This is a genomic window from Streptomyces sp. NBC_00019 (assembly GCF_045041015.1).
GTDB lineage: Bacteria > Actinomycetota > Actinomycetes > Streptomycetales > Streptomycetaceae > Streptomyces.
Window position 1 is genome coordinate 576,367 of sequence record NZ_CP108302.1, and the last position, 26,857, is coordinate 603,223.

Genomic DNA, 26,857 nt, shown 5'->3' on the forward strand with positions numbered 1-26,857 from the left:
GGGGTGCTCAACTGCCCTCTCGCCAGGCCCGCCACAGCCGTGCGTACCGGCCGTCCAGAGCCACCAGTTCCTCGTGTGTCCCCTGTTCCACGACGCGTCCCGCGTCCAGGACCGCGATCCGGTCCGCGGCCATCGCCTGGGTGAGCCGGTGGGCCACGAGCAGGGTGGTGCGGCCGGAGCAGGCGGCCACCACCGCGCGCTCCAGTTCGGCGGCGCCCGCGCTGCCTGCCTCGGCGGTGGACTCGTCGAGCACTACTACCGGCGTCTTCGCCAACACCAGCCGGGCCAGAGCGACTTGGGCGACCTTGGTGACGTCGAGGCGCTCGCCGCCCTCCCCCACCAGGGTCTTCAGCCCGTCGGGCAGGGCGTCGACCCATGCATCGGCGCCGACCGTGCGCAGCGCGTCCGTCAGCTCGGCGTCGGTCGCCTCCGGGGCGGCCAGTCTCAGGTCGTCGGCGAGCGGGCCGGAGAACACATGCGTCTCCTGGGTCAGGATGCTCACCAGGGCCCGTGCCCCGGCCTCGTCCAGAGCGGCGAGGTCGGTCGACCCGATGCGCACCGATCCGGCCTGCGGGGTCCCGATGCCGGCGATCAGTGCGGCCAGCGTCGTCTTGCCCGCGCCGGTCGCTCCCACCAAGGCGAGCGAACTCCCGGCGGGGATCGAGAGAGTGACGTCTTTGAGAACCGGCTCCTCGGTGTCGGGGTAGCTGAAGGTCAGGCTCTCCACCGTCACCGGATAGGAGCCGACTCCCGCTGCCGACACGGCCGTATCGCCCACCAGCCGCTCCTCCGCCGCCTCCCCCAGCACTCCGACCAGCCGGGTCAGGCTCGCACCCGATTTCTGCGCCTCGTCGAAGGTGAACATGATGGCGCCCAGTGGAACGAACAGCCGGTGGAAGAGCAGCGGGGCGGCGGACACCTCGCCGAGGGTCGCCGCGTCGGCCTCCAGCAGGGCGTATCCGACGACGAGGAGGAGGACAAGGCCGATGAACTCGGCGCGGTTCTCCCGGCCGACGAACCGGCCGAAGAACCGGAAGACGTCGATGCCGAGATTGCGCACCCGCCACGACTCTGCGGTGACCTTCTCGCGGAAGGCTTCCTCCAGGCGGTAGGCCCGGACCGTGTCGATCCCGTCCAGGCCGCTGATCAGTGCCTGGGCGCGGTCGGACTGGGCCGCCCGCTGCTGCTGGTAGAGCGGGGCGGACCTGGGGAGGTACCAGCGCAGGGCGAGTGCGTACGCGGGCAGCGCGCCGGCGCCTGCCAGGCCGAGCCGCCAGTCCAGCCCGAACATGCCGACCGTGGCGATGACCACCAGCACGCCCGCCGAGAACACCGTCGGGATGGCCATGCGGATGCCCTTGGAGATGACGGCCACATCGTCGCCGACCCGGGAGAGCACGTCCCCGCGCCCGACCTGCTCGATGCGGGCGCTCGGCATCCCGAGCACCGCGCGGACGGCGCCTTCGCGCAGCCGCGCGAGCAGGTCGGCGCCGAGCCGTCCGATCAGGTAGGTGGACACCGCGGTGGCGGCCGCGCCCAACAGGGCGGCGGCCACCGTCAACGCCCCGATCGTGACCAGGACCGAGCGCGATTCGCCCTCGACCACCCCGTCGACCACCCGGCCGAGCAGAAGGACGGGGAGTACCTGGAGTGCGGCGCCCGCCACCGTGGTGAGCACGGTGGCGACCGCCGGCCAGGGCACTTCACGGCAGTGGGCGGTGACCCATCGGGTGGCCTCGCGTCCGGTCGCCGTGTGCAGCTTCGCCGGGGCGACGCGCGTGTCGGTGCTGCTCACACCTACTCGGCCGCCGACTTCACGAGCTCGTCGATGGCGTACGGCATGGAGAGCAGGGTGCCCTGGGAGATGGCCGCGCCGATCGCCGGGCCCTCACTGTCCAGGAGGTAGGACACGTTTCCCTTCTTCACGGCGTCCAGGTTGGCGAACAGCTTGAACTTCTTCAAAGCCTCCGTGTCCGCCTTGTCGTTGATGACGAAGATGTGGTCGACGTCGACCAGGTCGATGCGCTCCGGGGAGAGCTTGGTGTAGAAGCTGCCGTCCGCGACCTTGTCGATCTCGGTCTGGTACGGGAAGCCGATGCCTGACACCAGTCGGCCTCGGACGTCGGTGGAGGTGAACGGCGCCACCGAGTCCTCGTACCAGGACAGCACGACGGCCTTCTGGTCGGCGAATTCGGGGTGTGCCTTCTTGGCCGCGTCCAGCTGCCCCTGGATGTCCGCGATCATCTTCTCGCCCTCCTCGGCCTTTCCGAGGGCCGTGGCGATCTGCAGGGCGTTGTCCTGCCAGGGCGCGCTGAACGGCTCCTTCTCGGCCTTGGTTCGGCCTACCGTCGGAGCGATCTTGGAGAGCTTGTCGTAGGCGGTCTGATCGACCTCGGAGTAGACCGCGATGATCAGATCCGGGCGCAGGGCGGCGATCTTCTCGAAGTTGGGGCCGGAGTCACCGTTTTTCATGATGACCTCGGGCTTGGTGTCACCCCACTTGTCCTTCGTCCAGGGCCACTGGGTGTTGACGTCGGGGCTCTGACCGGCCGGGTTGGGGTACTGGTCGGTCATGCCGACAGGCTTGATGCCGAAGGCCAGGACGGTCTGGTCGTCGGTGTAGCCGACGGTGACGACCCGCTCGGGCGTCTTGGTGACCGTCGTGGATCCGAACGCGTGCTCCACAGTGACCGGGAACGCGCCGGCTGCGGTGGTCGAGGTGTTGTCGCTCGCCTTGTCCGCCGAGTCGGACGAGTCGTCGCCGCAGCCCGCGAGAAGGCCGACGCCGAGGGCCGCGGCGGACAGCACCGCCGCCAACCGCCCCCAGGGCTTCCTGCGCGTCGTTCTGTGGAGGAGCATCCGTAATCCCCTTGCTTTCATGCTGTCCGCTACACCCCCGTATAAGGGCAGGCAAACCTTAGCGTGAGCGGATGAGGTAAGCCTAGCCTAACTTCTCCAACTTTATAGTGATCTACGGGAGTTGAACGTTGACGCGGCCGATCGGCACAATCAGCGGCCGGTCGCCCACCGGATCGTCGATCACCTGGGCTCGCAGCCCGAACGCCTCGTGCAGCAGCTCGGCGGTGATCACGTCACGCGGGTCTCCCTGGGCGAGGATCTCCCCCTCCCTCATCACGATGAGGTTGTCGCTGTAGCGCGTGGCCAGGTTGAGGTCGTGCAGCACCATGACGACGGTGCACCCCGACGTGTGCAGGTCGTTCACCAGGTCGAGTACGTCGATGGCGTGCGCCAGATCCAGGTAGGTGGTCGGCTCGTCCAGGAGCAGCAGGTCGGTGCCCTGGGCCAGGGTCATGGAGATCCAGACGCGCTGGCGTTGGCCGCCGGACAGCTCGTCCACCGGGCGGTCGGCAAGGTCGGCCACACCGGTCATGACCAGCGCACGTTCCACGACGCCGGCGTCGTCCGAGGACCATTGCCGCAGCCAACTCTGATGCGGATGACGGCCCCTGGCGACGAGGTCGGCGACCGTCAGCCCGTCCGGCGCGACGGGCGCCTGCGGCAGCAGGCCGAGCTTCTTCGCCACCTCCCTGGTCCTGAGCCTGGCGATGTCGTCGCCGTCGAGGACGACTGTCCCCCTGGCAGGCTTGAGCAGGCGCGACAGGGTGCGCAACAGGGTTGATTTCCCGCAGCCGTTGGGGCCGATGATCGTGGTGACCAACCCCGACGGGATCGCCACGTCGAGATCGTCGATGACCGTCCTGTCGCCGTACCCGACCGTGACGCCTCTGGCCTCCAGTCGTGAGGTGCCGACGACCTCGGACTTGATCTCGGTGATGTCCTGAGCGACCACAATGCCCCCTCCTCTTACGCTTCCTGACGTCTGCACCGGCTATCTGAGGTTTGCCCGCACCAGCAGATAGACAAGGAAAGGGCCACCGATCGCGGCCGTGACCACGCCGACCGGCAGGCTGACCGGCAGTACCGCCCGTGCGACCAGATCCGAGCCGATCAGCAGCAACGCCCCCACCAGGCCGGAGGCCACCATCGGCGGCGTCGGATACCTCGCCAGCCGCATCGCCACCTGCGGCGCCACCAGCGCGACGAACGGCACCGGGCCGGCCGCGCTCACCGCCGCGCCGGCCAGCAGGACCGCACACAGCAGCATGACCGCCCTGACAGCCGAGAAGCGCACGCCCAGCCCGGCCGCGACCTCGTCGCCCAGGTGCAGGGGCTGGAACTGGAACGCGACGCAGGCCACGACGACCAGCAGGGCGAGCGTGCACCACGACGCCACCCGGACCTCGCCCCAGGACCGGTTGTCCAGCGAGCCGATCAGCCATGCCTGGGACCGGGCCACGTCCCTGATGTCGGCCGTGGCCAACAGCCACGTCGTGATCGCCTGGGTCACCGCGGTCACCGAGATGCCGATGAGGATGAGCCGGAAGCCGTCGATGCCGCGCCGCCACGCCAGCAGATACACCAGCAGCCCTGTGCCCAGACCGCCCATGAGCGCCGCCGCGGACAGCCCCACGGAGTCCGTGATCGCGGCGGCGGTCCCGCCCGACACGGTCACCAGGAAGACCGCGACCACACTGGCGCCCCCGGTGATCCCCAGGACGTCCGGGCTGGCCAGCGGATTGCGCGCGATGGACTGGGTGATGGCCCCGGACACCCCGAGCGCGATGCCCACGACAAGTCCGGCCAGGGCCCGCGGCATCCGCAGATCCATGATCACGAACTCGTCGACCTGCTCCCCCCGCCCCACAATCGTGGCCATCACCCGGGACAGACCGATGGGGAAGTCCCCCACGCCGATGGACAAGCAGAACAACAGGAAGGTCGCCACAGCCAGCAGGAGCGTGACGAGCACCAGCCAGGGCCGCCAGACGAACGACACCCCCCTGAACCGCACGCCCGGCAGCACAGACGGTTTCGTCTCCGCCCCGATCAGCTTCACGTCTGCCCCACTCATGCGTTCTTGAGCTTTCCGCGCCAGACCAGAGCCGCGAAGAACGGGGCTCCGAGAAGGGAGACGACCACGCCCGCGTCCAACTCTCCCGGCCGCACCACCAGACGCCCCACGATGTCGCAGACCAACAGGACGATGGCGCCGAGCAGACCCGCGTACGGCACCAGCCAGCGATAGTCCGGCCCCGTCAGATACCGGGCCACATGGGCCACCATGAGCCCGAGGAACGCGATGGGACCGCACGCGGCCGTCGCCGCTCCCGCCAGCAGCGTGATGGCGGCGATGCCGACGGTCCGGCTCAGGGCGATGTTCACTCCCAGACCCCGCGCCACGTCGTCACCCAGGTTGAGCAGATTGATGGCGGGCAGTGTGATCAGCGCCAGCACCAGCCCCACCGCGATGAATCCGGTCACCGGCCAGATGACATCGAACCCGACACCGGCCAACGAGCCCGCGTTCCAGTACCGCAGCGCGTTCAACGCCGCCTGGTCCGAGAGCGAGATCGCTGTCGTCATCGCCGCCAGGAACACGGCGATCCCCTGTCCGGCCAGGGCGAGCGTCAGCGGATTGCCGGCTCCCCGGCCGATGCTGGCCAGCCCGAACACGACCACACCGGAGACCGCCGCCCCGAGGAAGGCGAACCAGACGTACTGGAACGGGTCGGTGAACCCGAACACGGCGATCACCGTCACCACGGCGAACGAGGCGCCGGCATTCACCCCCAACAGGCCCGTGTCCGCGATCGGGTTGCGCGTGTACCCCTGGATCAGGGCACCGCCGACGCCCAGGGCGACGCCCGCCACGATCGCGAGCACCGTCCGGGGCACCCTGACGGTCTCCACGATGAGCCTGATCTCGGTCAGCCGCCGGTCGGACTCCGGCGCCGCGAAGAGCCCGTGCCACACCTCGGCCGGGCTCAACGCGCGCGCCCCGACGGCCAACGACACCACGCCTGCGATCACCAGGACCATCACAAGCATGCCCAGGCCCACAACCCGCCGCCGACGGACGGAAGTTGTGCCTGATGTACCCCTGGACGCGGGGCGCTCGACTGCAGTCGTGCCCATGTCGACGTACGTTATCCCCTGCTCGATGACTAGCGGGCGGCGCTGCCGGTTCCGTCGGCGACCGTGCGGGCCTCGTCCGAAGCAGACTTGAGCCCTCGATCCAGGAGCGAGTCCAGGATCTCGCCGACCCGGATGGCGGTGTTGGACAACAGGGACGAGGTGATGCCGTGGATGTGCTCCGTGCCGCCCTGCAGATAGATGCCGCAGCGCAGTTCGGGGTCCGTGGCAATGCGATAGTCACGTTCGGCACGGACGCGGCCCTCGTCGTCGCGGAGGCAGCGGTCGGCGACCTCGCCGAGGAGGCCGAGGGGGTCGGCGGGGAGGTAGCCGGTGGCGAAGACCACCAGATCCGCGTCGAGGAGGGTCTCCTCGCCGTTGACGAGGGACGTGACCGTGGCCCGAACCCTGTCCGGTGTCTCCTTGAGGTCGCTGAGCCGGGAAACATTGAGGAAGCGGAGCCTCTCGGTACCGAGGACTTTCTCCTGGTACATCCGCCGGTAGAGGTCGTCGATCAGATCCATGTCCACCACGGAGTAGTTGGTGTTGCCGTGGTAGTCGATCAGTTGACGTTTGACGTGCTCGGGCGCGGCGAAGTACTCGTCGACCGCCTCGGGGTCGAAGATCCGGTTGGCGAAGCTGCTGTCATCGGCGGGGCTGTAGCCGTAGCGGGAGAAGACCGCGCAGACCTCGGCCTCGGGGAAACGGCGGTGCAGATAGGCGACGTTCTCGGCGGCACTCTGACCGGCTCCGACGACGACGAACCGGGTGGGCGAGGGCGAGGTGACCGCCTCCAACTCATCGACTCTGGTCAGCAGTTCGGAGTTGTGCCAGACACGGTCGCCGCGGTCCACACCATCCGGCATGCGGGGACGCAGCCCGGTACCGATGACGAGGTTGCGGGCGCGGTGAACCACGAGCCCTTCCCCCGAACGGACCGTCACTTCCAGGTATTCCACGGCTTCGTCACGGATCACGGGCGCGACACCGACGACCTCGTGACCGTAGGAGACCATGTCCTCGACCTGGGCCGCGGCCCACTCGAAGTAGTCGTGGAACTCGACCCGCAGCGGGAAGAGGTTCTTGTGGTTGATGAAGTCGATCAGCCGCCCTTTGCTCTTTAAGTAGCAGAGGAAGCTGAACTCACTGGTCGGATTCCGAAGCGTCACCAGGTCCTTGAGAAAGGACACCTGCATGGTCGCGTCGTCGAGGAGCATGCCGCGGTGCCACCCGAAGCTCGGCTGCTGCTCGAAGAAGTGAGCGGTGATCGACTCCTGCCTGTCGGCACCTGCGTTGTGCTCGCTGAGCGCAATCGCCATGGCCACATTGGAAGGTCCGAAGCCGATGCCGATGAGGTCGTGAACCGGTGTTGCGTCACCAGGAAGAACCCGTGACATGTCTCTCCCATCGTGCGGGGCAGTCGCCTGTCAGGCGTGAGGAAGGACGGAAAATCAGGCACGCTGACGGAGCGCCAAACCGGGAACTTAGGTGAGCCTAAGCTAAACCTGTGAGGCTGTCGATAGGACCGAACGAGCAACGAGGTGTCAAAAATCGCTCAACTGTCCGTTCATACACACCCGTTGTGCACTAAGGCAAGCCTTGCTTTACTTCTCTCGGTCAATCCCTGCTCTGAGGAGGAAGCCCATGCGGGTCGTCATGTTCGGTTACCAGACCTGGGGGCACCGGACCCTGCAAGCCCTCCTGGACTCCGAACACGACGTGGTCCTGGTCGTGACGCACCCCAAGAGCGAGCATGCGTACGAGAAGATCTGGAGCGACTCCGTCGCCGACCTGGCCGAAGAGCACGGCGTCCCGGTGGTGATCCGCAACCGCCCGGACGACGACGAGCTGTTCGAGCGCCTCAAGGAGGCCGACCCGGACGTCATCGTGGCCAACAACTGGCGGACCTGGATCCCTCCGCACATTTTCGGCCTCCCACACCACGGCACCCTGAACGTGCACGACTCGCTGCTGCCGAAGTACGCCGGCTTCTCCCCGCTGATCTGGGCCCTGATCAACGGCGAGCCCGAAGTGGGCGTCACCGCGCACATGATGGACGACGAACTCGACGCGGGCGACATCGTCCGCCAGGAGTCGGTGCCGGTCGAACCGACGGACACCGCGACCGATCTCTTCCACAAGACCGTCGCCCTCATCGCACCGGTCACCATCGGCGCACTCGACCTCATCGCCGCCGGCCAGACGGAGTTCACCCCGCAGGACCGTTCCCAGGCCAGCTTCTTCCACAAGAGGTCCATCGAGGACAGCCGCATCGACTGGACCTGGCCTGCGCAGGACCTTCAGCGTCTGGTCCGCGCCCAGTCCGAGCCGTACCCCAGCACCTTCACCTTCCACAAGGGCAAACGACTCGAGATCCTCGCCGCCGTGGTCTCCGAGGGCCTCTACGGCGGCACCCCCGGCCGCATCTTCTATCGCGAGGGCGACGGCGTGGTGATCGTCGCCGGTGCCGACGCCCGCACCGGCCGCAATCACGGCCTGGCCATCACGCGCGTACGCACGGAAGACGGGCGGGAGTTGGGCGCGACCGAGTACTTCACCTCCATGGGCGGCTACCTCACCAGCCACGCCTGAGTCACCGCGGACCGGGCACCTGCTCTGCCTCGCCCTTCCCTGATCGCAAGTCGGCCATTCAAGCGGGAGAAGGGGGAAGGGCCGTGAAGCACTCCGGCGACGACACTGGCGCAGCTCAAGGTCAGTCCGGTGCCAGATTCGCCCTCCGCATCGGCTGGCTCAGCCGGGAGCAGCCCTCGCGGCGCTCCGGGCCACGGGTGGCGAGCACACATTGCCCGGCTCCGCCGGACCAGTGCGGCGACGCTCCGCGCCGCCATCACTTGCACCTCTCCGTGGAACGCATGGAGGGGCCCGGGTGCCGTACTGGCACCCGGGCCCCGAAGGGACTGCTACACCATCTGCCGGCCCTGATACTGCGCCGGCCCTCTGTTTCCGCACACCCACCTGGGAGAGGGGGAATGCGGGGATCGCGGTTGCGTGACCGGAGACCACCTCACTATCGATGTCCTGCGGTACCCGGGCTCTGCCACTCCGCCCGGGCGATCCTGATGGCGCGAGGCTCCTCCGTTCTTCCCTCTTGATCAACTACTCACCGAACGGGACAGCGTACTGCTGGTACTGCGTGGTGCTCTGCCCTGCTGGTGATGCGAACTACTGGTGACCTGAGTAAGCGCCACTCTTCGGCAGCCAGCCCCGTCGCCCTTTCTACGTCTGCTCTGGCTTAGAACCCCACTGCCGAACCTCCCGGTGCGCGCGCCCGCAGCCGACGCCTTCACCGAGGTACTGCTCTCTTGCCTTCACTGCTGGGTACTGCGAACTGCACTTATCAGTACTGCACTTGCGTGAACTGCGGTCCTGCTCATGGCGGCCCCTGATCACTGCGGGCCACCCGGTCCGGTCGTCAGTCCCGTCGCCGTCCTGCAACAACCCTGGCTTCGGAACTCCACCACCGCACCGTCCTGCGTACTGCACTAGCGGCTACTGCTGCCCGGCAGTTCATCTCTGCCGGGCCCTGCTTGATCTCGGTTACGAGAGAAACCGTAACCACCACACCACCCAATGTCTACTCTCGTCGATGCAGATTTCTGCATGTTCAGCAGCGAGACAACCGACCTCGAGTAGTGATGGGGGGGTGGGAACAAGGCGTTCTCGGGACTCGTGACCAACGCACTGCGCCACGGCGGCGGTACCTGCACTCTGGACCTGGCCTCACACCCGGGCAGCGCCGAGGTAGCCGCACGTGACCGCGGTCCGCAGCCTCCACGCATACGCGCTCCCGACCTGCGAATACACTTCACCCATGTCGAAGCATGATGAACTGCTCGTCGCCATCGCCGCCCTGGTGGAGTCCGGGCAGAGCAATCAGATGTCCCTGACCGTCGTCACCGGTGGCGCTGTCATCACCGGTCGGCTGGCTCCTGAAACAGCGTGGCGCCAGCGTGTCTCGGAGGTCCTGACGGACTCCACCCGCCTGGGAGAGTTCTCCGTCATCTTCGATACCGCCGCGGAGAAGAAGAACGGGCCGCCCACGCATCTGCACTTCCACGTCGCCCGCATCCTGCAGGGCACGGTGGGGATCCCGGAAACCGGCGGGATGTACCGCGTCGCGATCGAGGACATCAACGCCTGGACCGTGGGCGACTTCAGCTATTCCGATCACTGAGCAACCAGACCACCGGCGTTGAACAGCAGTGGGGCCCACCGGCGTGCGCCGGTGGGCCCCACTGCTGTTCAACGCCGGTGTGCGCTTGTTCCCTCGGTCAGACGGATACGGGGCTACCGAGCATCGCGGAAGCTTTCTGAACCGCATCTAGGGCGCGGACGGGTGCGACCTCGGGGAGGGTGCGGCACGTGAAGCCGAGCTGGGCCATGGCGCGGAGGACTTCGGCTGCGCTGAAGTCACGGCGGTCCTGACGGGTGATGACCTGGCCGACTTGCTTGACGGGGTAAAGGCGGCGGCCGACGATCACAGATTCGCCGGTTCCCGGCTCGGGCTTGATGCCCTTCATCGATTCCAGCACGCCGCTCTTGGTGAGTTCAAAGGGGAAGCGGGCGATGACGCAGCGCATGTGACCTCACAGGAGAGAAGAAGGGGGATGGTCCGACCAGGGTGAGGCGGTTCAGCGGGAGAGGGCGAGGACGCCCAGGGCGCGGCCTTGCTCGTCGACCACCGGCACGGCACCGAGCCGGAGCAAGCGCATCGTGTGCTCGGCTTCGGCCGCAGCGGTCACGGGCGACACGGAGGACCCGTGGTCGCAGAGGATGTCGCGCAGGCGGACGCGGTCCGTGGAAGCGGAGCTGTCGCGGACGGCGGTGAGTTCGGTCTGGGTGACCAGGCCGGCGCACTGACCGTCCAGGTCGCAGACGACCAGCCGACCCGTGCGGGCGGCGTCCATGACGGAAAGCGCCACCTCGACGCTCATGTCGTCACAGACCTGCGGTCCGCCCGCCTCCATGACGTCAACCACCGTCCCACGCGTGAGGTCGGAGCTCGCCGGACGGGACTGCATCTGGACCAGCGTCACAAGGTGCCTCCTGCAGAGATGCGTCAGCTTCCTGATCACGAAGGTTTAGGCCACCACGTTACGGCACATATCAAAGAATTCCCGCAGCGATGAGCAGAACAGAGAATTACAGATCTGGACCGGAAATAGAAAATAGCTCCAGTCGGCGAAAATATACGCCGGGTGCCGGTGCAGAAATGAGTGACGCGAGAGGCAAGTAGAACCTGGACGATGACCGCGGTGCAGCTCATTCAGGACGCGCATGCACCCCTGAAGGGCGAGCCGCGTTGTCCCGCAGGTGAAACCACTGCGGGAAATGCGTGCAGCTGGGGCCCGCACCCCGAAGGATGCGGGCCCCAGCTACGAAGTGTGCGTCAGCGTCAGGCCGGAACGATGTTCTCGGCCTGCGGGCCCTTCTGGCCCTGCGTGACGTCGAAGCTGACCTTCTGGCCTTCCTGAAGCTCGCGGAAGCCTTGAGCGGCAATGTTCGAGTAGTGGGCGAACACGTCAGCGCCGCCACCGTCCTGCTCGATGAAGCCGAAGCCCTTTTCCGCGTTGAACCACTTCACGGTACCAGTAGCCATGTCATATCTCCTTTGGGGCAGTACATGGAATCCGCACTGCGCGGACACCGTGTCGCCGCGATGATTGCCCCGCCCGGAATGACCGGAAATACAAAAGTGCTTCCGCTCGGTAAGAACCGAGGCAGGGCACTTGGAGTTTCGGGAACCACAACTGCAACAACTGAGATCGACAGTAGCACGCCGCAACGACCTGCGTACGTCGAACAATTCCGCTCCGGACGTGGCTGCAATAACTCTCACTGCACGGCCCGTAAGACTCTCCCGTCACCAGTGCAGATATTGGCGCACAGCGCGGCGAAGGAAGCCTCACTGTCCAGCCGTTCCCGGTTGCCTCCCACCGCGATCAGCAAAGCGACGGCCTCACCTGGGCGGACACGGGGCGTCACGTCGCTGAGGTCCTACGCGAGCGCACCGACCATGTTGATGGCGGCGGCTGTCATGGCGTCGCGGAACGTCTGCGGGGCCGCGGTGTCGGACGTTGGGCGGTGGTGGGCTGCGTGGTGGTGGTCACGCCCGGGCCGGCTGCGTGAGGCGCGGGTCGAGGCCGTACTGCTCGTGGGCGCCGAGGTTCTCGCGCAGGGTGGGGCCCTCGTAGTCGTCGTGGAACAGGCCGCGTTCCTGCAGGATGGGGACGACCTGGTCGACGAAGGCGTCGAAGCCGTCGTGGTAACTGTCGATGGCGATCGAGAAGCCGTCGCAGGCCCCTGCCTCGAACCACTGCTGCATGTGGTCGGCCACGTCAGCGGCGGTGCCGGCGACCACCGGGTGGTAGTCGATGACGCCGTGGGCGAGCACGTCGCGCAGACTCCAGCCTTGCTGGGCCACTTCGAGGGCGCGGACGGAGCGCGGGTCGTGCGGGCTGGGTATGGCGTCGGCGAGCTGGTCCGCGGTCAGCGGCTCGTCGAGCTGGGCGGGGCCGAGCGGGAGGCCGATCATGGCGCCGAGGTAGGCGACGCGTTGGTTCAGGTCGACGACCTCGTCCAGGAAGCGTCGCCGTTCCAGGGCGGCCTGGTGGGAGGGGGCGAGGGTCGGCATGAAGCCGACGAGCATCTTCACCTCGTCCGGGTCGCGTCCGGCGCGCTTGGCGGCGTCCCGCAGGGCCTGGCGCTGGGCCCGGGCGTCCTCGATGGTGTACGGGTTGGCGTAAACGCCGCTGGCGTAACGGCCCGCGAGTTCCAGGCCGTAAGTGCCGCCGCCCGCCTGGAAGATGACCGGCTGGCCCTGCTCGGACGGGGGGATGGGCAGCGGGCCGCGGGAGGCGGCGTGCTTGCCCTGCAGGTTGACGGGCTGGATCTTGTCCATGTCGGCGAAGCGTTTGCCGTCGACGTCGAGAAGCCAGGCGTCCTTCTCCCAGCTGCCCCACAGCCCCTGCACGATCTGGATGACCTCGTGGGCCCGCTCGTACTTCTCCGCGCGCGGCGGGATCGTCGCGCCGAAGTTCGCCGCGGCGGCGGGGGCCGAGGTGGTCACCGCGTTCCAGCCGGCCCGGCCGTGACTGATCACGTCCAGGGCCTTGAACTGGCGGGCGAGGTTGTAAGGCTCGGTGAACGTAGTGGAGGCGGTGGTGACCAGGCCGATCCGCTCGGTCTCGCGCGCGAGAACGGTCAGGGTCAGCAGCGGGTCGATCATGTGGTGCGGGGCATGGTGGTCGAGGTCGACGTCCAGGACCGGGGTGTCGGCGATGAACAGCAGCTGGATCTTGCCGCGCTCGGCGGCCTGCGCGTAGCGCACGAACTGGTCCATGTCCGTGTAGCTGTGCAGGTTCGCACCCGGCAGCCGCCAGGCCCCGGGTGCAGCCCCGTATCCGCCGCTGAACTGCATGCCCAGGACCATCTGTCGGCTTGTCACGGTTACTTCTCCAGACCAGGCGATGAAAAACGGAGAATGCCTCCGTCGCAGTCACCGCCACGGCGGCCGCGGCACAACGCAGCACGGCGGGCCAGGCGACGAGGCAACCGACGCAAGGGCCGGGCTCGGGATGCACCTTTGCGGGTACCGACAGGCAGGCGGATGCTCGCAGGCAGCGGCATGCCGAGACTGCGGGCTGCAGCGGGGGGACTGTGCGATCTCGTGTTCGTCGTGTGGGTTCGTGGCGTGCTGGCGCTGTCGCTCTCGTTCGGTTGCGTGCATGAGAGCGGCGTCGGGTGGTTCAGCGGTGGGCGGCGCGGTTCATCTCGACGACGTCGTCGACGGTGGGGTTGGCGCCGAGGGCGGCGAAGCGTTCCGGGAGGCTGTCGCGGACGGCCGCATCCTTGGCGCGGTCGGCGGCGGCCAGGGCCGACGGGAGCTCGTCGAGGGTCAGTTCGGTGCAGTAGGCGGGGCTGTTGGGCTGCTGACGCCAGGAGTCGGCCAGCGTGCCGACGTCGTAGGGGTCGAAGCCGGTGTCGTCCACCAGGCTCATGGCCACCTTCCGCGCCTGATCGCTGTCGCCGGCGACGGGGATGGCGAGGCGGCCGGGCGTTCCGGCCGGGACGCCCTTGGTCCGCTGGGTTTCGGCCAGCGCGGCGTTCCACGCCTTGACCACGGGGCGGCCGAGCAGTTCGGCGGTGTACACGCTCTCCACCTGGCCGTTGTCCACCGCCTCGATCGGCTCGCTGAGCATGCCGGGGTAGTAGTTCGCGGTGTCGATGACCACCGTCTCGACGGGGACCGACGCGAACAGGTCCGCCAGCTGGTCCGCCACCCCGAACGGGATCGACAGGACGATGACCTCCCGGCCCTGGACGGCGTCGGCGAGGTCCACCGCGCGGGCCCCGGACTCCAGCACCTCCGCCCGGACGCCCTCGGGCCCGCGGACGGCCACCTGGACGTCGTGACCCGCCGCGCTCAGCTTGGCGGCAAGGTTTCCGCCGATGGCACCGGCACCTATGACAGTGATTTTCATGATTTGTTCCTTGCAAGGTTGCGCCGCCCCTGAGGGCAGCGCGATGTGATGGCCGTGTGGTGGTGCTGACTGGCGTTGCGAGGGTCGGGGCGGGGTGTCTGGCGGTTTACGCCTAGGTGTCCCGCTCGCGGTAGCCGCTCGCGATGAGCGTGCGGAGCCGGTCGAGCGACTCCTCCTCAGTACCGGTGCCCTTGATCCAGGCAACGGAGCAGGCGGCGAGGAACAGGTCGTTCCCCCGCACCGACGCGCGCACGCGCCCCGCGAGCTGTGCGGCTCGCACGTACTGATCGGTGGCGGAGATGAGGATGTCGCAGGGAATCGTGAGCGGGTTGTCCGGCTCCTGCGCCCGGGCCGCGGCCATGAGCGGGTCCGGCAGCCCGCTGAAGGCGCTGAAGTACTCCTCCATCGCCCGCAGCCACTGCTCCAGCGCCTCGGCCGGGTCGCCGAGCTGATCGATGTCCGCCTGGCGGGCCACCAGCTCCTCGGAGCGCGTCTGGAGCACGGCCGCCAGCAGCGCTTCCCGGGTGGGGAAGTGCCGGTACAGGGTGCCCGGCCCGACGCCCGCCTCCTTGGCCACCGCCTCGAGGGAGGTGCCGACCCCGTGCTGCAGGAAGTGACGCTGCGCGGTTTCCAGGAGGGCCGTTCGGTTGCGCTGAACGTCCGCGCGGGGCCTGCGTCCTCGCTGCTCGCTGGCGCTCATGTGCCCTCCTGTCTGCCGTGATCCTGCGGCCGCATCAAAGCGGATGCTGCCTCCGTATGCCTTCGAGAGTAAAACGGAGGCGGCGTCCGGTCAAACCGGCGGCCCGATCACGAAGAGGAAGCGCCTGGGCCGTGACGCCGCTGAGCGCCTGGCCATCCCCGAGCACCTGTGCCACCACGACATCCCGCTCGAGCTGCTCACCGACCCCCGCCAAGGCGTCTCCGACCCTCCCGGACACGGCACCGTCCTCCTCGCGTCCTTCGGCGGCATGGCCGAGTCCGAGCGCAAGTACATCCGCGAGAAGCCCCTCGAGCGCCAAACCGCCGTCCGCGAGCACGGCCACCACGGCGAGCGGACCGAGGGCATCGACGATGGCATGGCCGCGTACACGCGAAACCCCTCCCCGGCCCAGGACATCAGGGGGTGAGCTGCTGGTGCCCTATGACGGAGAGCAGTTCGAGTTTGCTGTGGCTCTCCGTGCCGGGGCGAGTGGTCAACACCACCAGAGCCTGAGCGCGGTTCTCGGTGAACAGGACCTGAGCGTCGACATCGATGCGGCCGAGTTCGGGATGGAGGATCGTCTTGCAGTCCTCGAAGCGTTGAGCGACCTCTTGAAGTTCCCACATGCGGACGAACTCGGGGCTGTGCTCCTGGAGTTCGGCGAGGATCCGGGCGGCTCGGGGGGTGTCGCTGCCGGCTGTCAGCGCGGCCCGCAGGCGTGCTGCCTGGGCACGGCCATGGAGTTCGCGGGCCTCCTCGGGAACCATCAGGCGCTCGGCGGGGTCCATGAACCAGCGGTAGTAGCCGCTGCTGGCCAGACCGGTGTGGCGGGTCTGGTCGCCGAGCAGCGCGACGGCCAAGGGGTTCATCGCGAGAGTGTCGAGCAGGTCGGTCTGCACTAGGGCCGGGGTGTCGTCCAGGCGGTCCAGAACCCGCATCAGCGGCGGGTTGACATGTTCGGAGCGGTGGAAGCGGGCCGGGGCGTTGTGGCCGATGAGCACGAAGAGATGGTCACGCTCGTCCAGGGACAGCCGCAGTGCCCGGGCGAGAGCCGCGGTGATCTGGACGGAGGGCTGCGGAGCACGCTGCTGCTCCAGCCGGACGTAGTAGTCGGTGGACATGCCGGCGAGCTGCGCGACCTCCTCGCGGCGCAGCCCCTGCGTGCGCCTGCGCGGCCCCCCGACCAGCCCGACATCGCGGGGCCGCAGCGTCTCACGCCGGTGGCGCAGGAATGCCGCCAGTTCCTTCTTGTCCATTCCCCCATCCTCGCCGCATCCCGCCCGCCTATCCAGAGACCGCCGATCCGTGGATGAGCGCTCCTCTCCCGCCCGCGTGAAGCTGCTCAGGGGGCCGACGCCGAAGGCACCCCCAACGGTGGTGCGCCACAGGCCGCCGGTATGGAAGACGGCATGCGGCGACGGTCCCCCGTCGACGACGTCCAACGAGCCTCGTCGCCCAACCCGGCCGACACGACGATGTTCGCCGTGTCGGCCGGGGCCTTCGCGTGCCCCTCGGCACTCGCGACGGAGCCGGTCGCCTCCAGTGCGACGCCCGGAGCGAAGCCGAAGATGCTTCCCAGGTCGGTCAGCTACTGCTGATCATGGCGAGGATGTCGTCGTAGGAGCCGTTGGCCACCGCGTCGCGGATGAAACTGGCGCGCTCGACGACAAGCTCCTTCGCATCGGGCTTCTCACGCAGCAGGTCGAGGGTCTCGGTGAGGAAGTCGTCCAACGGCATGGACTGGTCGCTGTCCTGCTGGCCCAGCAGGGTCGTGCGCACGCCCGGCGGGACCACCTCTATCACCTGGACACCGGCGTCAGCACCGGCGAGCTGGATGCGCAGGCTCTCGGAGAAGGAGTGCAGCGCGGCCTTGGTCGCGCTGTAGGTCGGGGTGCTCTGGTACGGGACGAACGCCAGCGCGGAGGTGACGTTCATGACGACCGCGTCGTCCTTGCCCACCAGCAACGGCAGGAAGGCGTACGTCATCCGGATCGTGCCGAGCAGATTGACCGTCACGTGATCCTCGGAGACCGAGAGTTCGGCCGGGTCGAGGAGATTCTCCCGCAGCATGATGCCGGCATTGTTGACCAGCACGTTCAGCCCCGGGTGGCTCACCGCCACGGTCTCACGGGCCCGCGCGATCGAGTCGGGGTCCGCGACATCGAGGACGAGGGCGTCGATGCCCGGGTGCTCGGCCGTGATCTCGTCGAGGAGTTCCTTGCGCCGGCCGGCGACGACCACCTTGTTGCCGGCCTCGTGCAGACGCAGGGCCAGACCGAGGCCGATGCCCGAGGTTCCGCCAGTGATCAGGATCGTGTTGCCGGTCATCTTCATCGGGTCTTGCTCCTTCGGTACGGCGGGCCGGTGAGCGCCCGCAGCCTCGACCGTAGAAGCGCCCTCGCTGGGGCGGGAGAGGAAGGTTTATCCATGGATCGGCGGTCTCTGGCTGAGCCGTAGAAGGCGCCACAGCCGCCCGGACCAATCCTCATCACGGCCCTGAGGTCGCGACGGACAGTCGGCGCTGGCACATACGTACACGGATTACGTACTCCTACCGATGTGCCCCAGACATCTGTGCCGTTTCCTTGCGCTCATGACGACACCGAGCGTGAAGGCGCCGATGCCGAGGAATGTCCGGCTGGCGGTGGTGGGGGTATGGGTCCAGGCCCTGCTGAACCTGGCGGCGGGCGCCCTGTTGCTGGCCGTGGTGAACAACGCGGCGGATCATGGTCAGGACGAAGGGGCAGGCCTGCTCCGGTTCGTGGCGGTGCTGTCGCTGCTGATCGCGGGGGCGCTCCTGCTGTGCGGCGTTTTCGCGGGCAAGCGGTCGAACGGGATACGGGTCACGGTCATCGTCATCGAGGTGCTGAGCCTGCTGAGCGGTGTGGTGGGCCTGCTGAAGGGGGGCGGCGCCTCGGTTCTCCCGGGCATCGCCTTCGCGCTCGGCATGCTGCGGGGCTTCAGCTCCGCGGAAGCCCGGAACTGGTTCGGCCGGTGAGGTACATGCCGAGGCGCATACCCGAGGCGAAAGACTCCGTCGTACCTGTCGTCGCGGCCCTCGCCGTGGCCGTCCTGTTCACCGGGGGTTGTTCCAGCGCCGACGGCACGTCCCTTTCCGGGGACCCGTCCGAGAGCGCGACGGTGGCGTCCGAGTCGCCGAGCGTTTCGCCGACCCCGTCCCTCACTCCCCCGTATCCGACCGCGGCGTCCGGCTGCCACGACAACAAGGGGTGGACGGCCCAGGAATCCAGAGACTGGGTTCGGCTCGTCTTCGACACGCCCAAGGAGAACTACGAGGACGACAAGGTGAGGGTGGTCAGCCTGCCGGGGTACAACGGCCCGCTCTGCCGCAAGATCACCGTGCAGGTCGAGTTCTGGAAGCTCGTGTACGGCGTCGCGGACGGCGCCGACGGGGAACGCCTGTCGGACGGAACGAAACCCGTCTACTACTTCGACATCCGCCGGGTGAAACGCATCGAACTCCATGCCGACGCGAGCAACGAGCGGAAGATCGCCCTGCCCACGTCCCTCTACGCGACCGACCGCAGCTTCTGCGAAGGCGCCCTCCTCTCGATCACCGTGGGCAAGCCGCTGACGAGCAAGGAACTGCCCAAGGAGATCGCGGTCGGCGCAGACGAGGACCTCTGGGGGCGTACCAACGTGGACTTCCGGTCGAAGCGAGTCGCCGACTACGAACTGTCCGAGCCCTCGGCACCGCAGGTGTGCAGCCCGGACGGCAAGCCCACCGCCGACCCGGCCGATATACCCACACCGGGCTCCCAGCCGACAGACCTCTACCCGACGGACCTCTACCCATCGCCCGACATCAGCTTCGACATCGACGACGTCCTGCGCTCTCCCAAGCCCTGAGCCTCTTGGGCGGGAAGCCGAGCGTGCACCGACCTCTTCACCACATCAACAGGCCCTGTCGCAAAGACAGTTCGGCAGGGCCGCCCGACCTCACCTTGGGGAATCACATGCGCATACGCGCTGCTGCCACTGTCCTTTCCGGCGCCGTCGTACTCTCGGCGTTCGTTCTTCCGGGTGCCGCCCAGGCGGCGGAGCACCCCGGGGCGGCGACGGATCTCTTCGCCTTCACCTCGCAGAGCGTTCAGCCGAGAGACGCGCTGGGCGGCACCACCTTCACGGACGGGGTCGTCAACGCCGGCAAGGACATCGTTCTCGGCGTCACCGGCAAGAAGGCTGTTCCCGTCACGTTCACCGCCTTCGACGTGGAAGGCGTAGCCATCACCCAGGCGTTCCTGTGGCAGGGCACCGACAGTTCGAGCACGGACACCATCACCGGCGGCCTGGAGTCGGACGACTACCCCACCTGCACGGAGACGCCGGTCCAGGGCGGCTACAGCTACAGCTGCAAGACGGTCTTCACCATCGACCCCGCGGTCGCCTTCAAGGACGGCAACGGCACCGCGGGCACCTGGAAACTCTTCCTGGGCGCCTACGACCTCTACGCGAACGCCAGTTACGACGACGACGTCGCCAGAACCAAGATCAAGCGCGCTGCCAAGCTGACCGCAAACGCCTCCCCGGAGCCGGTGAAGAAGGGCAAGACCATCACGGTCACCGGCAAGCTGAGCCGCGCGAACTGGACCACGGGCAAGTACGCGGGATACGCGACCCAGCCGGTGCAGTTGCAGTTCCGCAAGAAGGGCAGCAGCACCTACACCACGCTCAAGACGGTCAAGACGAGCAGCACCGGCACCCTGAGCACCACCACCAAGGCCGGCTCCGACGGCTACTACCGCTTCGCGTTCGCCGGCACCACCACGACCGGCACCGCGAAGGCGACCGGCGACTTCGTCGACGTCAAGTAGGCCGCTACCCCACCGAGACCACGGTCGCCGGGCTGCAGAGGCCCACTGATCACCGCCGAGGGGGCACCCGGGTCAGGCTCAGTCCTGCTCCGCGCGGGTGTCCCCGAAACGGCTCCCGGCGCGCCGACGGGCCATCAGCGTGGCCAGGGCAGTACGCGAGGAGACCCCGGTTTTGCGGAAGGCGCGCGAGACATGGGTCTCGACTGTGCGCCGGCTGACGTAGAGCCGGTCCGCGATGGCCTGGCTGGTGAGCCCCTGCGCGACCAGCTCGGCTATCTCCAGCTCCCGGACGGTCAAGGTGGCCAGCCGTTCGATGAGTTCGGCGCGGCCCGGGGAGCCGTACAAAGCCTCGGAGCCGCCGCCGGGCGGACGGGTGACGTCGGCGAGGCCGACCAGCTGGTCGCCCGAGTCGGGCGCCACGACTGCACATCACACTCGACGCAAGAAATAAATGGACCGGGATTCCCACTTATCTTGATCAATGAGCAGGAATACCCGGCGCGCCCCCGGATGACGCGCCCCTGACTGATCAGGAGGCTGCCGTGACCCAGTCCGCAGCCCTTCGGGACGGCATATCCCTGCAGTCGAGCGCGTCGAGGAAGAAGACCGAACGCGTCGTGCCGCTGTGGGAAGCGGCCAGGACGAGGCGCCTGAGGAGCATGGCGCACGATGGCGGGGCGACCCGGTGAGTTGCGTCGCCGCCTGCGGTCTTCGCAGCCGCGGCTCCCGGCGCGCTCCGGTTGTCAGCCGGACCGCGTCGAAGGAGGCGCACGTCCGGCGGAGCCTGCGGCGCACGATGGCGGGTCTGGCGGTGACGCTGCTCGTGTATTCCGGCCTCCTAGCCGTGTCCGTCCGTGAGGAGGAACCCTTCGTCAAGGCCGGCTGGACGTCATCCGCCGCCGAAGGTCTGCGCACCTATGGAACCGCCGCAGTGGCTGGAGGAGCGGCGTTCGTCCACGAAGTGGCACAGACGCTGACCTGGATCCTCGCCCTCGCCCCGCTGCCCCTGGCGGTGCTGAGTCTGCTCTGGCTGGCCCGGCGGGATCAGCAGGCCTATCTGCGCCTGGCCATCGCGTTGTTGTTGTCCGGCACGGCCGGGCTCGCTGTCCTCGCCGTGGTGCGGGGATGGCCGGTGCGTGAGGCCTCCTTGTTCGATGACTACCTGGCGCTGCCCGGCGCATCCGCGGGCTGGTACGTGCTGATGGTGCTCGTGGTGTTCACCACCACCACGAAGACCTGGCCGCGGGTGACCGTACTGCTCACCGCGCTGACCGCGACAGCGGCGGGAACGTCGACCGGGGGCAGCCCCTGGCTCGCAGCGCTGCCGGCCGTGACCGTACCCCTTCTGGCGTGGTTCGCCGCAGGACACCTCCGGCGCGAAAGCCGCCAACCTGGCCCGTGCCGCCGTGGCGGGGTTGCCTGTGCTGCCGGGGTTCGTGCTGGTGCCCGCCGACCGCGCGCCCTGGGCGGCCACCGGGGAGGACGCGGTGCGCTCCGCGTGGCGGGCGCCGGCCGGAGCGGAGGAACGGCCGCTGGTCGTATGTACCTCCTCCGCGCACCAGGACACCGAGGGCGGACAAACCGCTTGCCGGGATCACCGGCTGCGGCTGAAGGACTCGAACAAGGCTGGGGAGGACGAAGGGCTGGAACTGCGTTGTCGGCGATGCGGCTCCAGCCGCTTTGGACAGGGGGCCGAAACAACGGACTGCCGTGCCTGAGTGGCTGTCGGCCGTCGCCTTGGTGCCGCTCCCCCAAGTGCCTTTCAGCGCACCGGATATGAGCGCACCCCGGGCCTTCGGTACCGTCCGCATTCCGGGATCGCAGGGCTTCGAGGCGTCAGCCGCAGCGGGTTGAGGACTATGCTGCTGTATGGACGTCCCAGACCCCGACGGCTTGTCGTTGCTCGATACAGATGGCTGCGGGGAGCGGACCTTTCGTCCGTCACCCGGCGCATCCCTGGAGGGAACTGGGTGGGTCCGCTGTCCTGTCGTACAAGCTGCAGGGCCGGCCATCGCTCCGCCTCCGTCGAATGTACGCGCCTACCGGGAGTGCGCCGAGAGAGCCGGGAACACCGGCGTCACCGCGTGCACCGCCGGATGGTCTTGTGAACTGAGGCGTCATGCCCTTCCCCCAGCTCACCGTCTACCGACATGTTCGACGGAACCGGGCGCTGGTCACTCTGGCTGGTGAGATCGATCTGGAATCGGTCCTGTTGGTGCGCACGGCACTGGCGCGGTGCCTGCGCGACGGCATCCGCTCCGTCGATGTCGATCTCACCTCCGTCACCTTCTGCGACTGCGCCGGCCTCAACGCCTTCCTCTACGCCGCGCAGCAGACCGCCGAGTCAGGCGGGACCCTGCGACTGCACCACCCGCCACCGACACTGGGCCGGATACTCGACCTCACCGGCTGCGGGCCCCTGCTCCTCGGCCCGCCGCTCGGGCCTCGGGCACCTCTCGTCGGGGCCGTCCCCACCCCAACCGCCCAGGCCACGCCGCACCGGCCCGTGCCGCTGGGCTCTGTCGTCTCGGGTGATGCGCGATGACGGCCCGGTCGGAGCGGGGCCGGCAACGAGCGCCCTGCGGCAGCGAGTCGGCCACCATGGACGCAAACGGCCTGGTGGGAGGCGTGTTCCGGTCCCCGGTGCGCAGTGACGGCTTCTGGTGGCTCGGGTTCGACGGGGCGCTGCCGCGCGGTATCGAGCGGCTCACCGAGTCGGGTGGAGTCTTCGCGATCACCGACGTCCTGGTCCGCCCGCACCCGCAGGACCGGGACGTGGCCCGCCGGTTGCAGGAGCGGCTGCTGACCGACCAGCATGCGGCGCTCGGCGCCACCCTGGTGGACCGGTTCGATCACCAGGCCCTCGCCGCGCTCCGCTCCTGGGGATGGCTGGACGTGGGAGAGATCTGGAGGCCGGTCAAAGCCACACTGCTCCGGATGCTGGTCCTTCAGGTCGGGGAACGAACCCCGGCTCGGTCGGCAGGACGTGCGCACGGTGCCTGGACATGGTGGCCGGGATGAGGTCCGACAGCCGCTCGGCGCGGATCCAGGCGCTGGTCGCCACGCAGGCGGCGCGACGCGGTGCCCGGGTCGGTGTGGTGGACGTGTGCACCGCGGCCGTGGCCGCGCTCCCGGTCGGCGGGGCCGGACTGTCGGCGATGTCCCGGACCACGGCGAGCCATCCGCTGTGCAGCACCGACACCATCAGTGAGCAGTTGGAGGAGTTGCAGCTCATGCTGGGCGAGGGGCCGTGTGTGGATGCTTTCACCCATGGCTCGGCCGTCCTGACGCCCGATCTGCTGACCGGTGCGCTGCAGGATCGCTGGGTCGTGTTCGCGGATGCGGCCCTGGAAGCCGGGGCACGCGCGGTCTTCGCGCTCCCCCTGCAGATGGGGGCGATCAGCCCGGGAGTCCTGGACCTGTACGCCGACGTGCCGACCGTGCTGGACGCCGAGGAACTGGCGGACGCGCTGGCCTTCGCCGATCTCGCGACGCTGCTCCTGCTCGACGCGCGGATCGAGGAGACGGGCGCGCCGGCCGGCGGAGCGTCGTCGGACCGCGGCTTCGAGGATCTGGGCGCGTACCGGGCGGAGATCGACCAGGCGACCGGCATCCTCACCGTCCAGCTCGGTGTCGGCATCGACGAGGCCTTCGTCCGGCTGCGCGCCTACGCCTTCGTGCAGGGACGCCGGCTCGCCGACGTGGCCGCCGACGTGGTGGCCCGCCGGCTCCGTTTCTCCCCGGACTCGGAACCCCGACGGACCGAAGAGGAGTCCTGATGCACCGGTGCCATCCCACTGACGCGCCCATACCTCCCGCCGCTTCCCGGCGGGCCCAGTCTCCATCGAGGGTGACACGATGAATCAGCAGCTCCTGGCCAAGACCTTCGTCGAGCTGGCGGACAACCTGGTCGCCGACTTCGATCTGATCGACTTCCTGCGCCTGCTCACCGACCGCTGTGTAGGGCTGCTCGGCGCGAGTGCCGCCGGGGTGCTGCTCGCGGACCGGGACGGCGAACTGCGGGTGATGGCCGCCTCCGACGAACAGGTACGGCTGCTGGAACTCTTCCAGCTCCAGAACGACGAGGGCCCCTGCCTGGAGTGCTTCCGCACCGGCACCCCCGTGATCGTCCCCGACCTGACCCGGGAGGCCGCCCGCTGGCCGCGCTTCGTCACAGCTGCCCACCGCGGCGGCTTCGGGGCGGTCCAGGCGCTGCCCATGCGCCTGCGGGACGAGGTCGTCGGCGCCCTGAACCTCTTCCGCGCCGCCCCCGGGCCCTTCGACCCGGCGGGCACACTCGTCGCCCAGGCCCTGGCCGACGTCGCCACCATCAGCCTCCTGCAACAACGCACCGCTCACCGCAGCAACATCCTCAACGAGCAGCTGCAGACCGCACTGAACAGCCGCGTACTGATCGAACAGGCCAAGGGCAAACTCGCCGAACGCCAGGGCATCGACATGGAACGGGCGTTCACCGCGCTGCGTGGTTACGCCCGCGCGCACAACCGTCGCCTGTCCGACCTGGCCCGCGCCTTCATCGACGACTCCGAACCCCTCCCCGGCCTGGGGTCCTGAGCCACTGGGCGCCACAGTCGGCGCGCCGCCGACCGCGGCCCCCGCACCGGGGTTCGCGGTCCGTACGGCCGCCGCCACGGTGCGGCGGCGGCCGTACGTGGCGCGAGGCTGGGAGGCCCCCCTCCACCGTGTCCTCGCGCGCTGTCCTCCGTGGCGGCGGGATTCGATGAGAACACCCCGTCTGGAAATGCCGGGAGGACGGAGGCTGGAGCCGCGCATTGCGACGATGCGGCTCCGGCCGGGCCTGGTTTCCGACTCGGGGGCAGGGAGCCTGGTGGGGAAGACCTGCTGGTACCTGACACGGTCGCGGTGCCGCCTTCCCTGCGTGGAGCGTAGAGCAGATACATGCGAAGCGGAACAGGGCCGTTCGCAGGCGCCGCCCGTGCACCCAGGACGTCGTCACGCGGGACTTCTCGGAACGCGCGGGTCGGCCGTCACCTGGTCGTGCAGGCGGCCACAGGTGCGGGTGATCAGACGGGAGACGTACATCTGGGAGATACCGAGCTGCAGGCCGATGCGGGCCTGCGTCATCTCGCAGAAGAACCTCATGTACAGGATCTGGCGTTCGCGTTCGGGCAGGGCCCGCAGCAGGGGTCGTAGCGCCTCACGGTCGATCACCAGGTCGAAGCCGGGCTCCATGCGGCCCAGGGTGTCGGTCAGCGGGTGACCGTCCGTGGAGCGGCCGGGCAGGGCGTCCAGGGACTGGGCGGTGAAGCTCTCCAGCGCCCCCTGGCCCAGCAGTACGTCCGCCTCGGTCAGTCCCGTGTGCGCGGCGATCTCGTGGACGGCGGGTGCCGATCCGCCCGGCGAAGCGCTCAGTTCACGGTCGGCGGAGCGGACCTGGCCACGCAGCTCCTGTACGCGCCGCGGCACATGCACGATCCAGAGTTCGTCACGGAAGTGCCGCTTCACCTCGCCGAGGATCGTCGGAATGGCAAAGCTCGGGAAGGCGGTGCCCAGACCCGGGTCGAAGCGGGACACCGCCTTTACCAGGCCCAGTTGGGCGACCTGCTGGAGGTCCTCGAAGCTCTCACCGCGATGGCGGAAGCGCCGGGCCAGCCGTACGGCCATCGGCATCCAGGCGCACACCACGTCCTGGCGCAGCGCGGACCGCTCCGGGCCGTCCGGCAGCGCGGCGATACGGCGGAAGGCCGCGTCGGTGTCCGGTGCGTCGGCGTAGCGGTGCGCGCTGCGTGGGCTCTGCGTGCGTACGTACGGCATGGGCACGTTGCTCCCTGATCGGTGGCGTCACTCACCGTGGGAGCCGGCAGACCGCAACACACAGGGGAGCAGCGAGAACCGCTCCCACGGGGGTGCCTCCGGTCTGAAGCACCGCGGACGGGTTCCCGGACAGCCCGCTTTCAAACAGGCTTCCGCATCCCGACCGCGGCTGCCCACGGAGGGCATACGGCACCATCGTTCAGCTGCCTGCGCCCCAGCGGCCCCGTGCTCCCGACGGGCCCCGGGACGGCGCCGATCCGGGGCTATGCTGCTGTGGACGTCCCGGCCCCAGGCGCCGCACCGCCCGTCGGCCACGACGGCACTCCCGTACAACTCCCGGTCTTCTGAACCGAGGCGCCCCATGAGCAGCCCGCGGCACCCGCACGAACCCCAAGGCTCGGAGCGTCCCGTCCTGGACACGGTGCGGTTGCGCCGGCTGAACCGCTGGCAGGCCGAAGGCATGCGGGAGGACCTCGCGGATCTGTACGTGGAGTCGTCCGTCACCCCGCCCGGCGAAGAGTTCCGTGACCGACAGGAGTTCCTGCGCCGGCTGGAGCACGACGTACAACTGCCGGGGTTCGACATGCTGGTCGCCGAGGCGGAGGGCCTGACCGGCTGTGTCTCAGGGGTTCCCGTGCCGCGCGACGGCTCCTGGTGGGAGGGGTTCGACGGGCCGATGCCGCAGAACCTGGAGCAACTGACCGCCTCCGGGCATGTCTTCGCGATCCTCGAGACCGTCGTCCATCCGCACCGGCACGCCCACGGGCTCGCCCGCCGGCTCCAGGAGCGTCTGCTCGCCGACCACCAGTCCTCGCTCGGCGTCACCTTGGTGGATCGGTCCGCCGGATCGGTCCGCGCCGCCTACAAGGACCGGGGCTGGCAGGAGGCGGGACGGATCCAGCGCATGCCCGGCCCGACGACCCTCCAGGTGATGGTTCTTCCGCTCGGCGAGCGCACGGAGGACCATCCGGACGGCCTCACCCACAACGACCGCACCCAACGGCCCGAATAGCCACCCGCACCGGCCG

Annotated in this window: 27 protein-coding genes and 2 pseudogenes; 13 read left to right on the forward strand and 16 right to left on the reverse strand. The window is 68.6% G+C overall.

What is annotated here, in order from left to right; genetic code table 11:
• Nucleotides 1–7: 7 nt before the first annotated feature.
• The 6 genes from OHU89_RS02705 to OHU89_RS02730 all read right to left on the reverse strand — a co-directional run bounded on the left by OHU89_RS02705 (nucleotide 8) and on the right by OHU89_RS02730 (nucleotide 7,391).
• On the reverse strand, nucleotides 8–1,795 hold the full coding sequence (locus OHU89_RS02705; RefSeq protein WP_405639437.1) for an ABC transporter ATP-binding protein: 1,788 nt from the start codon (nucleotides 1,793–1,795) through the stop codon (nucleotides 8–10).
• Nucleotides 1,796–1,797: 2 nt separating this feature from the next.
• Nucleotides 1,798–2,859, reverse strand: a complete 1,062-nt coding sequence (locus OHU89_RS02710; RefSeq protein ID WP_405639439.1) for an iron-siderophore ABC transporter substrate-binding protein — start codon at nucleotides 2,857–2,859, stop codon at nucleotides 1,798–1,800.
• Nucleotides 2,860–2,971: 112 nt separating this feature from the next.
• Nucleotides 2,972–3,811: an ABC transporter ATP-binding protein gene (locus OHU89_RS02715; RefSeq protein ID WP_405639441.1), complete on the reverse strand. Its 840-nt coding sequence runs from the start codon at nucleotides 3,809–3,811 to the stop codon at nucleotides 2,972–2,974.
• A 39-nt stretch (nucleotides 3,812–3,850) separates the two neighbouring features.
• Nucleotides 3,851–4,933: a FecCD family ABC transporter permease gene (locus OHU89_RS02720; RefSeq protein ID WP_405639443.1), complete on the reverse strand. Its 1,083-nt coding sequence runs from the start codon at nucleotides 4,931–4,933 to the stop codon at nucleotides 3,851–3,853.
• On the reverse strand, nucleotides 4,930–5,997 hold the full coding sequence (locus OHU89_RS02725; RefSeq protein ID WP_405639445.1) for a FecCD family ABC transporter permease: 1,068 nt from the start codon (nucleotides 5,995–5,997) through the stop codon (nucleotides 4,930–4,932). The genes OHU89_RS02720 and OHU89_RS02725 overlap by 4 nt, the downstream gene beginning before the upstream one ends.
• 29 nt (nucleotides 5,998–6,026) lie before the next feature.
• Nucleotides 6,027–7,391, reverse strand: coding sequence for a lysine N(6)-hydroxylase/L-ornithine N(5)-oxygenase family protein (locus OHU89_RS02730; RefSeq protein ID WP_405639447.1), 1,365 nt, complete (start codon nucleotides 7,389–7,391; stop codon nucleotides 6,027–6,029).
• Nucleotides 7,392–7,638: 247 nt separating this feature from the next.
• On the opposite strand from OHU89_RS02730, the gene OHU89_RS02735 reads away from it, so the two are divergent.
• The 3 genes and pseudogenes from OHU89_RS02735 to OHU89_RS02745 all read left to right on the forward strand — a co-directional run bounded on the left by OHU89_RS02735 (nucleotide 7,639) and on the right by OHU89_RS02745 (nucleotide 10,189).
• Nucleotides 7,639–8,586, forward strand: a complete 948-nt coding sequence (locus OHU89_RS02735; protein ID WP_405639448.1) for a methionyl-tRNA formyltransferase — start codon at nucleotides 7,639–7,641, stop codon at nucleotides 8,584–8,586.
• Between the two features lie 1,089 nt (nucleotides 8,587–9,675).
• Nucleotides 9,676–9,810 (forward strand): annotated as a pseudogene (locus OHU89_RS02740) (ATP-binding protein); the annotation flags it as partial.
• A 16-nt stretch (nucleotides 9,811–9,826) separates the two neighbouring features.
• Nucleotides 9,827–10,189: a hypothetical protein gene (locus tag OHU89_RS02745; protein WP_266898186.1), complete on the forward strand. Its 363-nt coding sequence runs from the start codon at nucleotides 9,827–9,829 to the stop codon at nucleotides 10,187–10,189.
• Nucleotides 10,190–10,286: 97 nt separating this feature from the next.
• On the opposite strand, the gene OHU89_RS02750 is transcribed toward OHU89_RS02745, so the two are convergent.
• The 6 genes from OHU89_RS02750 to OHU89_RS02775 form a co-directional block, all read right to left on the reverse strand.
• Entirely contained in the window at nucleotides 10,287–10,595 is a 309-nt protein-coding gene (locus OHU89_RS02750; RefSeq protein ID WP_405639451.1) for an SCO5918 family protein, read from the reverse strand.
• A gap of 51 nt (nucleotides 10,596–10,646) precedes the next feature.
• Nucleotides 10,647–11,051, reverse strand: coding sequence for a CBS domain-containing protein (locus OHU89_RS02755; RefSeq protein ID WP_405639453.1), 405 nt, complete (start codon nucleotides 11,049–11,051; stop codon nucleotides 10,647–10,649).
• A 359-nt stretch (nucleotides 11,052–11,410) separates the two neighbouring features.
• Nucleotides 11,411–11,614 carry a cold-shock protein gene (locus OHU89_RS02760; protein WP_034275260.1) on the reverse strand — a complete coding sequence of 68 codons (204 nt, stop codon included), beginning with the start codon at nucleotides 11,612–11,614 and terminating at the stop codon, nucleotides 11,411–11,413.
• Nucleotides 11,615–12,121: 507 nt separating this feature from the next.
• Complete coding sequence (locus OHU89_RS02765; RefSeq protein WP_405639455.1) at nucleotides 12,122–13,462, reverse strand: NtaA/DmoA family FMN-dependent monooxygenase; 1,341 nt, start codon at nucleotides 13,460–13,462, stop codon at nucleotides 12,122–12,124.
• Between the two features lie 301 nt (nucleotides 13,463–13,763).
• Nucleotides 13,764–14,498, reverse strand: a complete 735-nt coding sequence (locus tag OHU89_RS02770) for an NADPH-dependent F420 reductase (protein ID WP_405639457.1) — start codon at nucleotides 14,496–14,498, stop codon at nucleotides 13,764–13,766.
• Between the two features lie 112 nt (nucleotides 14,499–14,610).
• Nucleotides 14,611–15,198 carry a TetR/AcrR family transcriptional regulator gene (locus tag OHU89_RS02775; RefSeq protein WP_405639459.1) on the reverse strand — a complete coding sequence of 196 codons (588 nt, stop codon included), beginning with the start codon at nucleotides 15,196–15,198 and terminating at the stop codon, nucleotides 14,611–14,613.
• A gap of 43 nt (nucleotides 15,199–15,241) precedes the next feature.
• Here OHU89_RS02775 and OHU89_RS02780 point away from each other — a divergent pair, with 43 nt between their 5' ends.
• Nucleotides 15,242–15,625: a hypothetical protein gene (locus OHU89_RS02780; RefSeq protein ID WP_405639461.1), complete on the forward strand. Its 384-nt coding sequence runs from the start codon at nucleotides 15,242–15,244 to the stop codon at nucleotides 15,623–15,625.
• Here OHU89_RS02780 and OHU89_RS02785 read toward each other — a convergent pair.
• A complete protein-coding gene (locus OHU89_RS02785) occupies nucleotides 15,615–16,454 on the reverse strand; it encodes a helix-turn-helix transcriptional regulator (protein ID WP_405639462.1) in 840 nt (279 codons plus the stop codon). The two genes, OHU89_RS02780 and OHU89_RS02785, sit on opposite strands and share 11 nt — an antisense overlap.
• 153 nt (nucleotides 16,455–16,607) lie before the next feature.
• On the opposite strand from OHU89_RS02785, the gene OHU89_RS02790 reads away from it, so the two are divergent.
• Nucleotides 16,608–16,796, forward strand: a complete 189-nt coding sequence (locus OHU89_RS02790; protein WP_405639464.1) for a hypothetical protein — start codon at nucleotides 16,608–16,610, stop codon at nucleotides 16,794–16,796.
• Here the strand turns inward: OHU89_RS02790 and OHU89_RS02795 are convergent.
• Nucleotides 16,783–17,532 (reverse strand): SDR family oxidoreductase, encoded by a 750-nt coding sequence (locus OHU89_RS02795; protein WP_405639466.1) that lies wholly within the window; start codon nucleotides 17,530–17,532, stop codon nucleotides 16,783–16,785. The two genes, OHU89_RS02790 and OHU89_RS02795, sit on opposite strands and share 14 nt — an antisense overlap.
• A gap of 259 nt (nucleotides 17,533–17,791) precedes the next feature.
• Here OHU89_RS02795 and OHU89_RS02800 point away from each other — a divergent pair, with 259 nt between their 5' ends.
• From OHU89_RS02800 to OHU89_RS02810, 3 genes are all read left to right on the forward strand, one after another.
• On the forward strand, nucleotides 17,792–18,196 hold the full coding sequence (locus tag OHU89_RS02800; protein WP_405639468.1) for a hypothetical protein: 405 nt from the start codon (nucleotides 17,792–17,794) through the stop codon (nucleotides 18,194–18,196).
• Nucleotides 18,197–18,201: 5 nt separating this feature from the next.
• Nucleotides 18,202–19,068, forward strand: coding sequence for a hypothetical protein (locus OHU89_RS02805; protein ID WP_405639470.1), 867 nt, complete (start codon nucleotides 18,202–18,204; stop codon nucleotides 19,066–19,068).
• A 107-nt stretch (nucleotides 19,069–19,175) separates the two neighbouring features.
• Nucleotides 19,176–20,033, forward strand: coding sequence for a hypothetical protein (locus OHU89_RS02810; protein WP_405639472.1), 858 nt, complete (start codon nucleotides 19,176–19,178; stop codon nucleotides 20,031–20,033).
• Between the two features lie 78 nt (nucleotides 20,034–20,111).
• Here OHU89_RS02810 and OHU89_RS02815 read toward each other — a convergent pair.
• Nucleotides 20,112–20,429, reverse strand: a pseudogene (locus OHU89_RS02815) (response regulator transcription factor); the annotation flags it as partial.
• 1,723 nt (nucleotides 20,430–22,152) lie between these two features.
• On the opposite strand from OHU89_RS02815, the gene OHU89_RS02820 reads away from it, so the two are divergent.
• The 4 genes from OHU89_RS02820 (at nucleotide 22,153) to OHU89_RS02835 (ending at nucleotide 24,608) form a co-directional block, all read left to right on the forward strand.
• Nucleotides 22,153–22,578 carry an STAS domain-containing protein gene (locus OHU89_RS02820; RefSeq protein ID WP_405639474.1) on the forward strand — a complete coding sequence of 142 codons (426 nt, stop codon included), beginning with the start codon at nucleotides 22,153–22,155 and terminating at the stop codon, nucleotides 22,576–22,578.
• A gap of 56 nt (nucleotides 22,579–22,634) precedes the next feature.
• Entirely contained in the window at nucleotides 22,635–23,054 is a 420-nt protein-coding gene (locus OHU89_RS02825; RefSeq protein WP_405639476.1) for a hypothetical protein, read from the forward strand.
• A complete protein-coding gene (locus tag OHU89_RS02830; protein ID WP_405639478.1) occupies nucleotides 23,051–23,812 on the forward strand; it encodes an ANTAR domain-containing protein in 762 nt (253 codons plus the stop codon). The genes OHU89_RS02825 and OHU89_RS02830 overlap by 4 nt, the downstream gene beginning before the upstream one ends.
• A 79-nt stretch (nucleotides 23,813–23,891) precedes the next feature.
• On the forward strand, nucleotides 23,892–24,608 hold the full coding sequence (locus OHU89_RS02835; protein ID WP_405639480.1) for a GAF and ANTAR domain-containing protein: 717 nt from the start codon (nucleotides 23,892–23,894) through the stop codon (nucleotides 24,606–24,608).
• A gap of 399 nt (nucleotides 24,609–25,007) precedes the next feature.
• On the opposite strand, the gene OHU89_RS02840 is transcribed toward OHU89_RS02835, so the two are convergent.
• Entirely contained in the window at nucleotides 25,008–25,829 is an 822-nt protein-coding gene (locus OHU89_RS02840; protein WP_405639482.1) for a SigB/SigF/SigG family RNA polymerase sigma factor, read from the reverse strand.
• A 361-nt stretch (nucleotides 25,830–26,190) separates the two neighbouring features.
• On the opposite strand from OHU89_RS02840, the gene OHU89_RS02845 reads away from it, so the two are divergent.
• Entirely contained in the window at nucleotides 26,191–26,841 is a 651-nt protein-coding gene (locus OHU89_RS02845) for a hypothetical protein (RefSeq protein WP_405639483.1), read from the forward strand.
• Nucleotides 26,842–26,857 lie beyond the last annotated feature (16 nt).

What these genes read in the sequence shown, in the direction of transcription:
- OHU89_RS02710 (WP_405639439.1), bottom strand. Translation starts at nt 2,859, where the DNA reads ATGCTCCTCCACAGAACGACGCGCAGGAAGCCCTGGGGGCGGTTGGCG.
- OHU89_RS02720 (WP_405639443.1), bottom strand. Translation starts at nt 4,933, where the DNA reads ATGAGTGGGGCAGACGTGAAGCTGATCGGGGCGGAGACGAAACCGTCT.
- OHU89_RS02725 (WP_405639445.1), bottom strand. Translation starts at nt 5,997, where the DNA reads ATGGGCACGACTGCAGTCGAGCGCCCCGCGTCCAGGGGTACATCAGGC.
- OHU89_RS02730 (WP_405639447.1), bottom strand. Translation starts at nt 7,391, where the DNA reads ATGTCACGGGTTCTTCCTGGTGACGCAACACCGGTTCACGACCTCATC.
- OHU89_RS02735 (WP_405639448.1), top strand. Translation starts at nt 7,639, where the DNA reads ATGCGGGTCGTCATGTTCGGTTACCAGACCTGGGGGCACCGGACCCTG.
- OHU89_RS02745 (WP_266898186.1), top strand. Translation starts at nt 9,827, where the DNA reads ATGTCGAAGCATGATGAACTGCTCGTCGCCATCGCCGCCCTGGTGGAG.
- OHU89_RS02750 (WP_405639451.1), bottom strand. Translation starts at nt 10,595, where the DNA reads ATGCGCTGCGTCATCGCCCGCTTCCCCTTTGAACTCACCAAGAGCGGC.
- OHU89_RS02760 (WP_034275260.1), bottom strand. Translation starts at nt 11,614, where the DNA reads ATGGCTACTGGTACCGTGAAGTGGTTCAACGCGGAAAAGGGCTTCGGC.
- OHU89_RS02770 (WP_405639457.1), bottom strand. Translation starts at nt 14,498, where the DNA reads ATGAAAATCACTGTCATAGGTGCCGGTGCCATCGGCGGAAACCTTGCC.
- OHU89_RS02775 (WP_405639459.1), bottom strand. Translation starts at nt 15,198, where the DNA reads ATGAGCGCCAGCGAGCAGCGAGGACGCAGGCCCCGCGCGGACGTTCAG.
- OHU89_RS02780 (WP_405639461.1), top strand. Translation starts at nt 15,242, where the DNA reads ATGCTGCCTCCGTATGCCTTCGAGAGTAAAACGGAGGCGGCGTCCGGT.
- OHU89_RS02785 (WP_405639462.1), bottom strand. Translation starts at nt 16,454, where the DNA reads ATGGACAAGAAGGAACTGGCGGCATTCCTGCGCCACCGGCGTGAGACG.
- OHU89_RS02790 (WP_405639464.1), top strand. Translation starts at nt 16,608, where the DNA reads ATGCGGCGACGGTCCCCCGTCGACGACGTCCAACGAGCCTCGTCGCCC.
- OHU89_RS02795 (WP_405639466.1), bottom strand. Translation starts at nt 17,532, where the DNA reads ATGAAGATGACCGGCAACACGATCCTGATCACTGGCGGAACCTCGGGC.
- OHU89_RS02800 (WP_405639468.1), top strand. Translation starts at nt 17,792, where the DNA reads ATGACGACACCGAGCGTGAAGGCGCCGATGCCGAGGAATGTCCGGCTG.
- OHU89_RS02805 (WP_405639470.1), top strand. Translation starts at nt 18,202, where the DNA reads ATGCCGAGGCGCATACCCGAGGCGAAAGACTCCGTCGTACCTGTCGTC.
- OHU89_RS02810 (WP_405639472.1), top strand. Translation starts at nt 19,176, where the DNA reads ATGCGCATACGCGCTGCTGCCACTGTCCTTTCCGGCGCCGTCGTACTC.
- OHU89_RS02820 (WP_405639474.1), top strand. Translation starts at nt 22,153, where the DNA reads ATGCCCTTCCCCCAGCTCACCGTCTACCGACATGTTCGACGGAACCGG.
- OHU89_RS02825 (WP_405639476.1), top strand. Translation starts at nt 22,635, where the DNA reads ATGGACGCAAACGGCCTGGTGGGAGGCGTGTTCCGGTCCCCGGTGCGC.
- OHU89_RS02830 (WP_405639478.1), top strand. Translation starts at nt 23,051, where the DNA reads ATGAGGTCCGACAGCCGCTCGGCGCGGATCCAGGCGCTGGTCGCCACG.
- OHU89_RS02835 (WP_405639480.1), top strand. Translation starts at nt 23,892, where the DNA reads ATGAATCAGCAGCTCCTGGCCAAGACCTTCGTCGAGCTGGCGGACAAC.
- OHU89_RS02840 (WP_405639482.1), bottom strand. Translation starts at nt 25,829, where the DNA reads ATGCCGTACGTACGCACGCAGAGCCCACGCAGCGCGCACCGCTACGCC.
- OHU89_RS02845 (WP_405639483.1), top strand. Translation starts at nt 26,191, where the DNA reads ATGAGCAGCCCGCGGCACCCGCACGAACCCCAAGGCTCGGAGCGTCCC.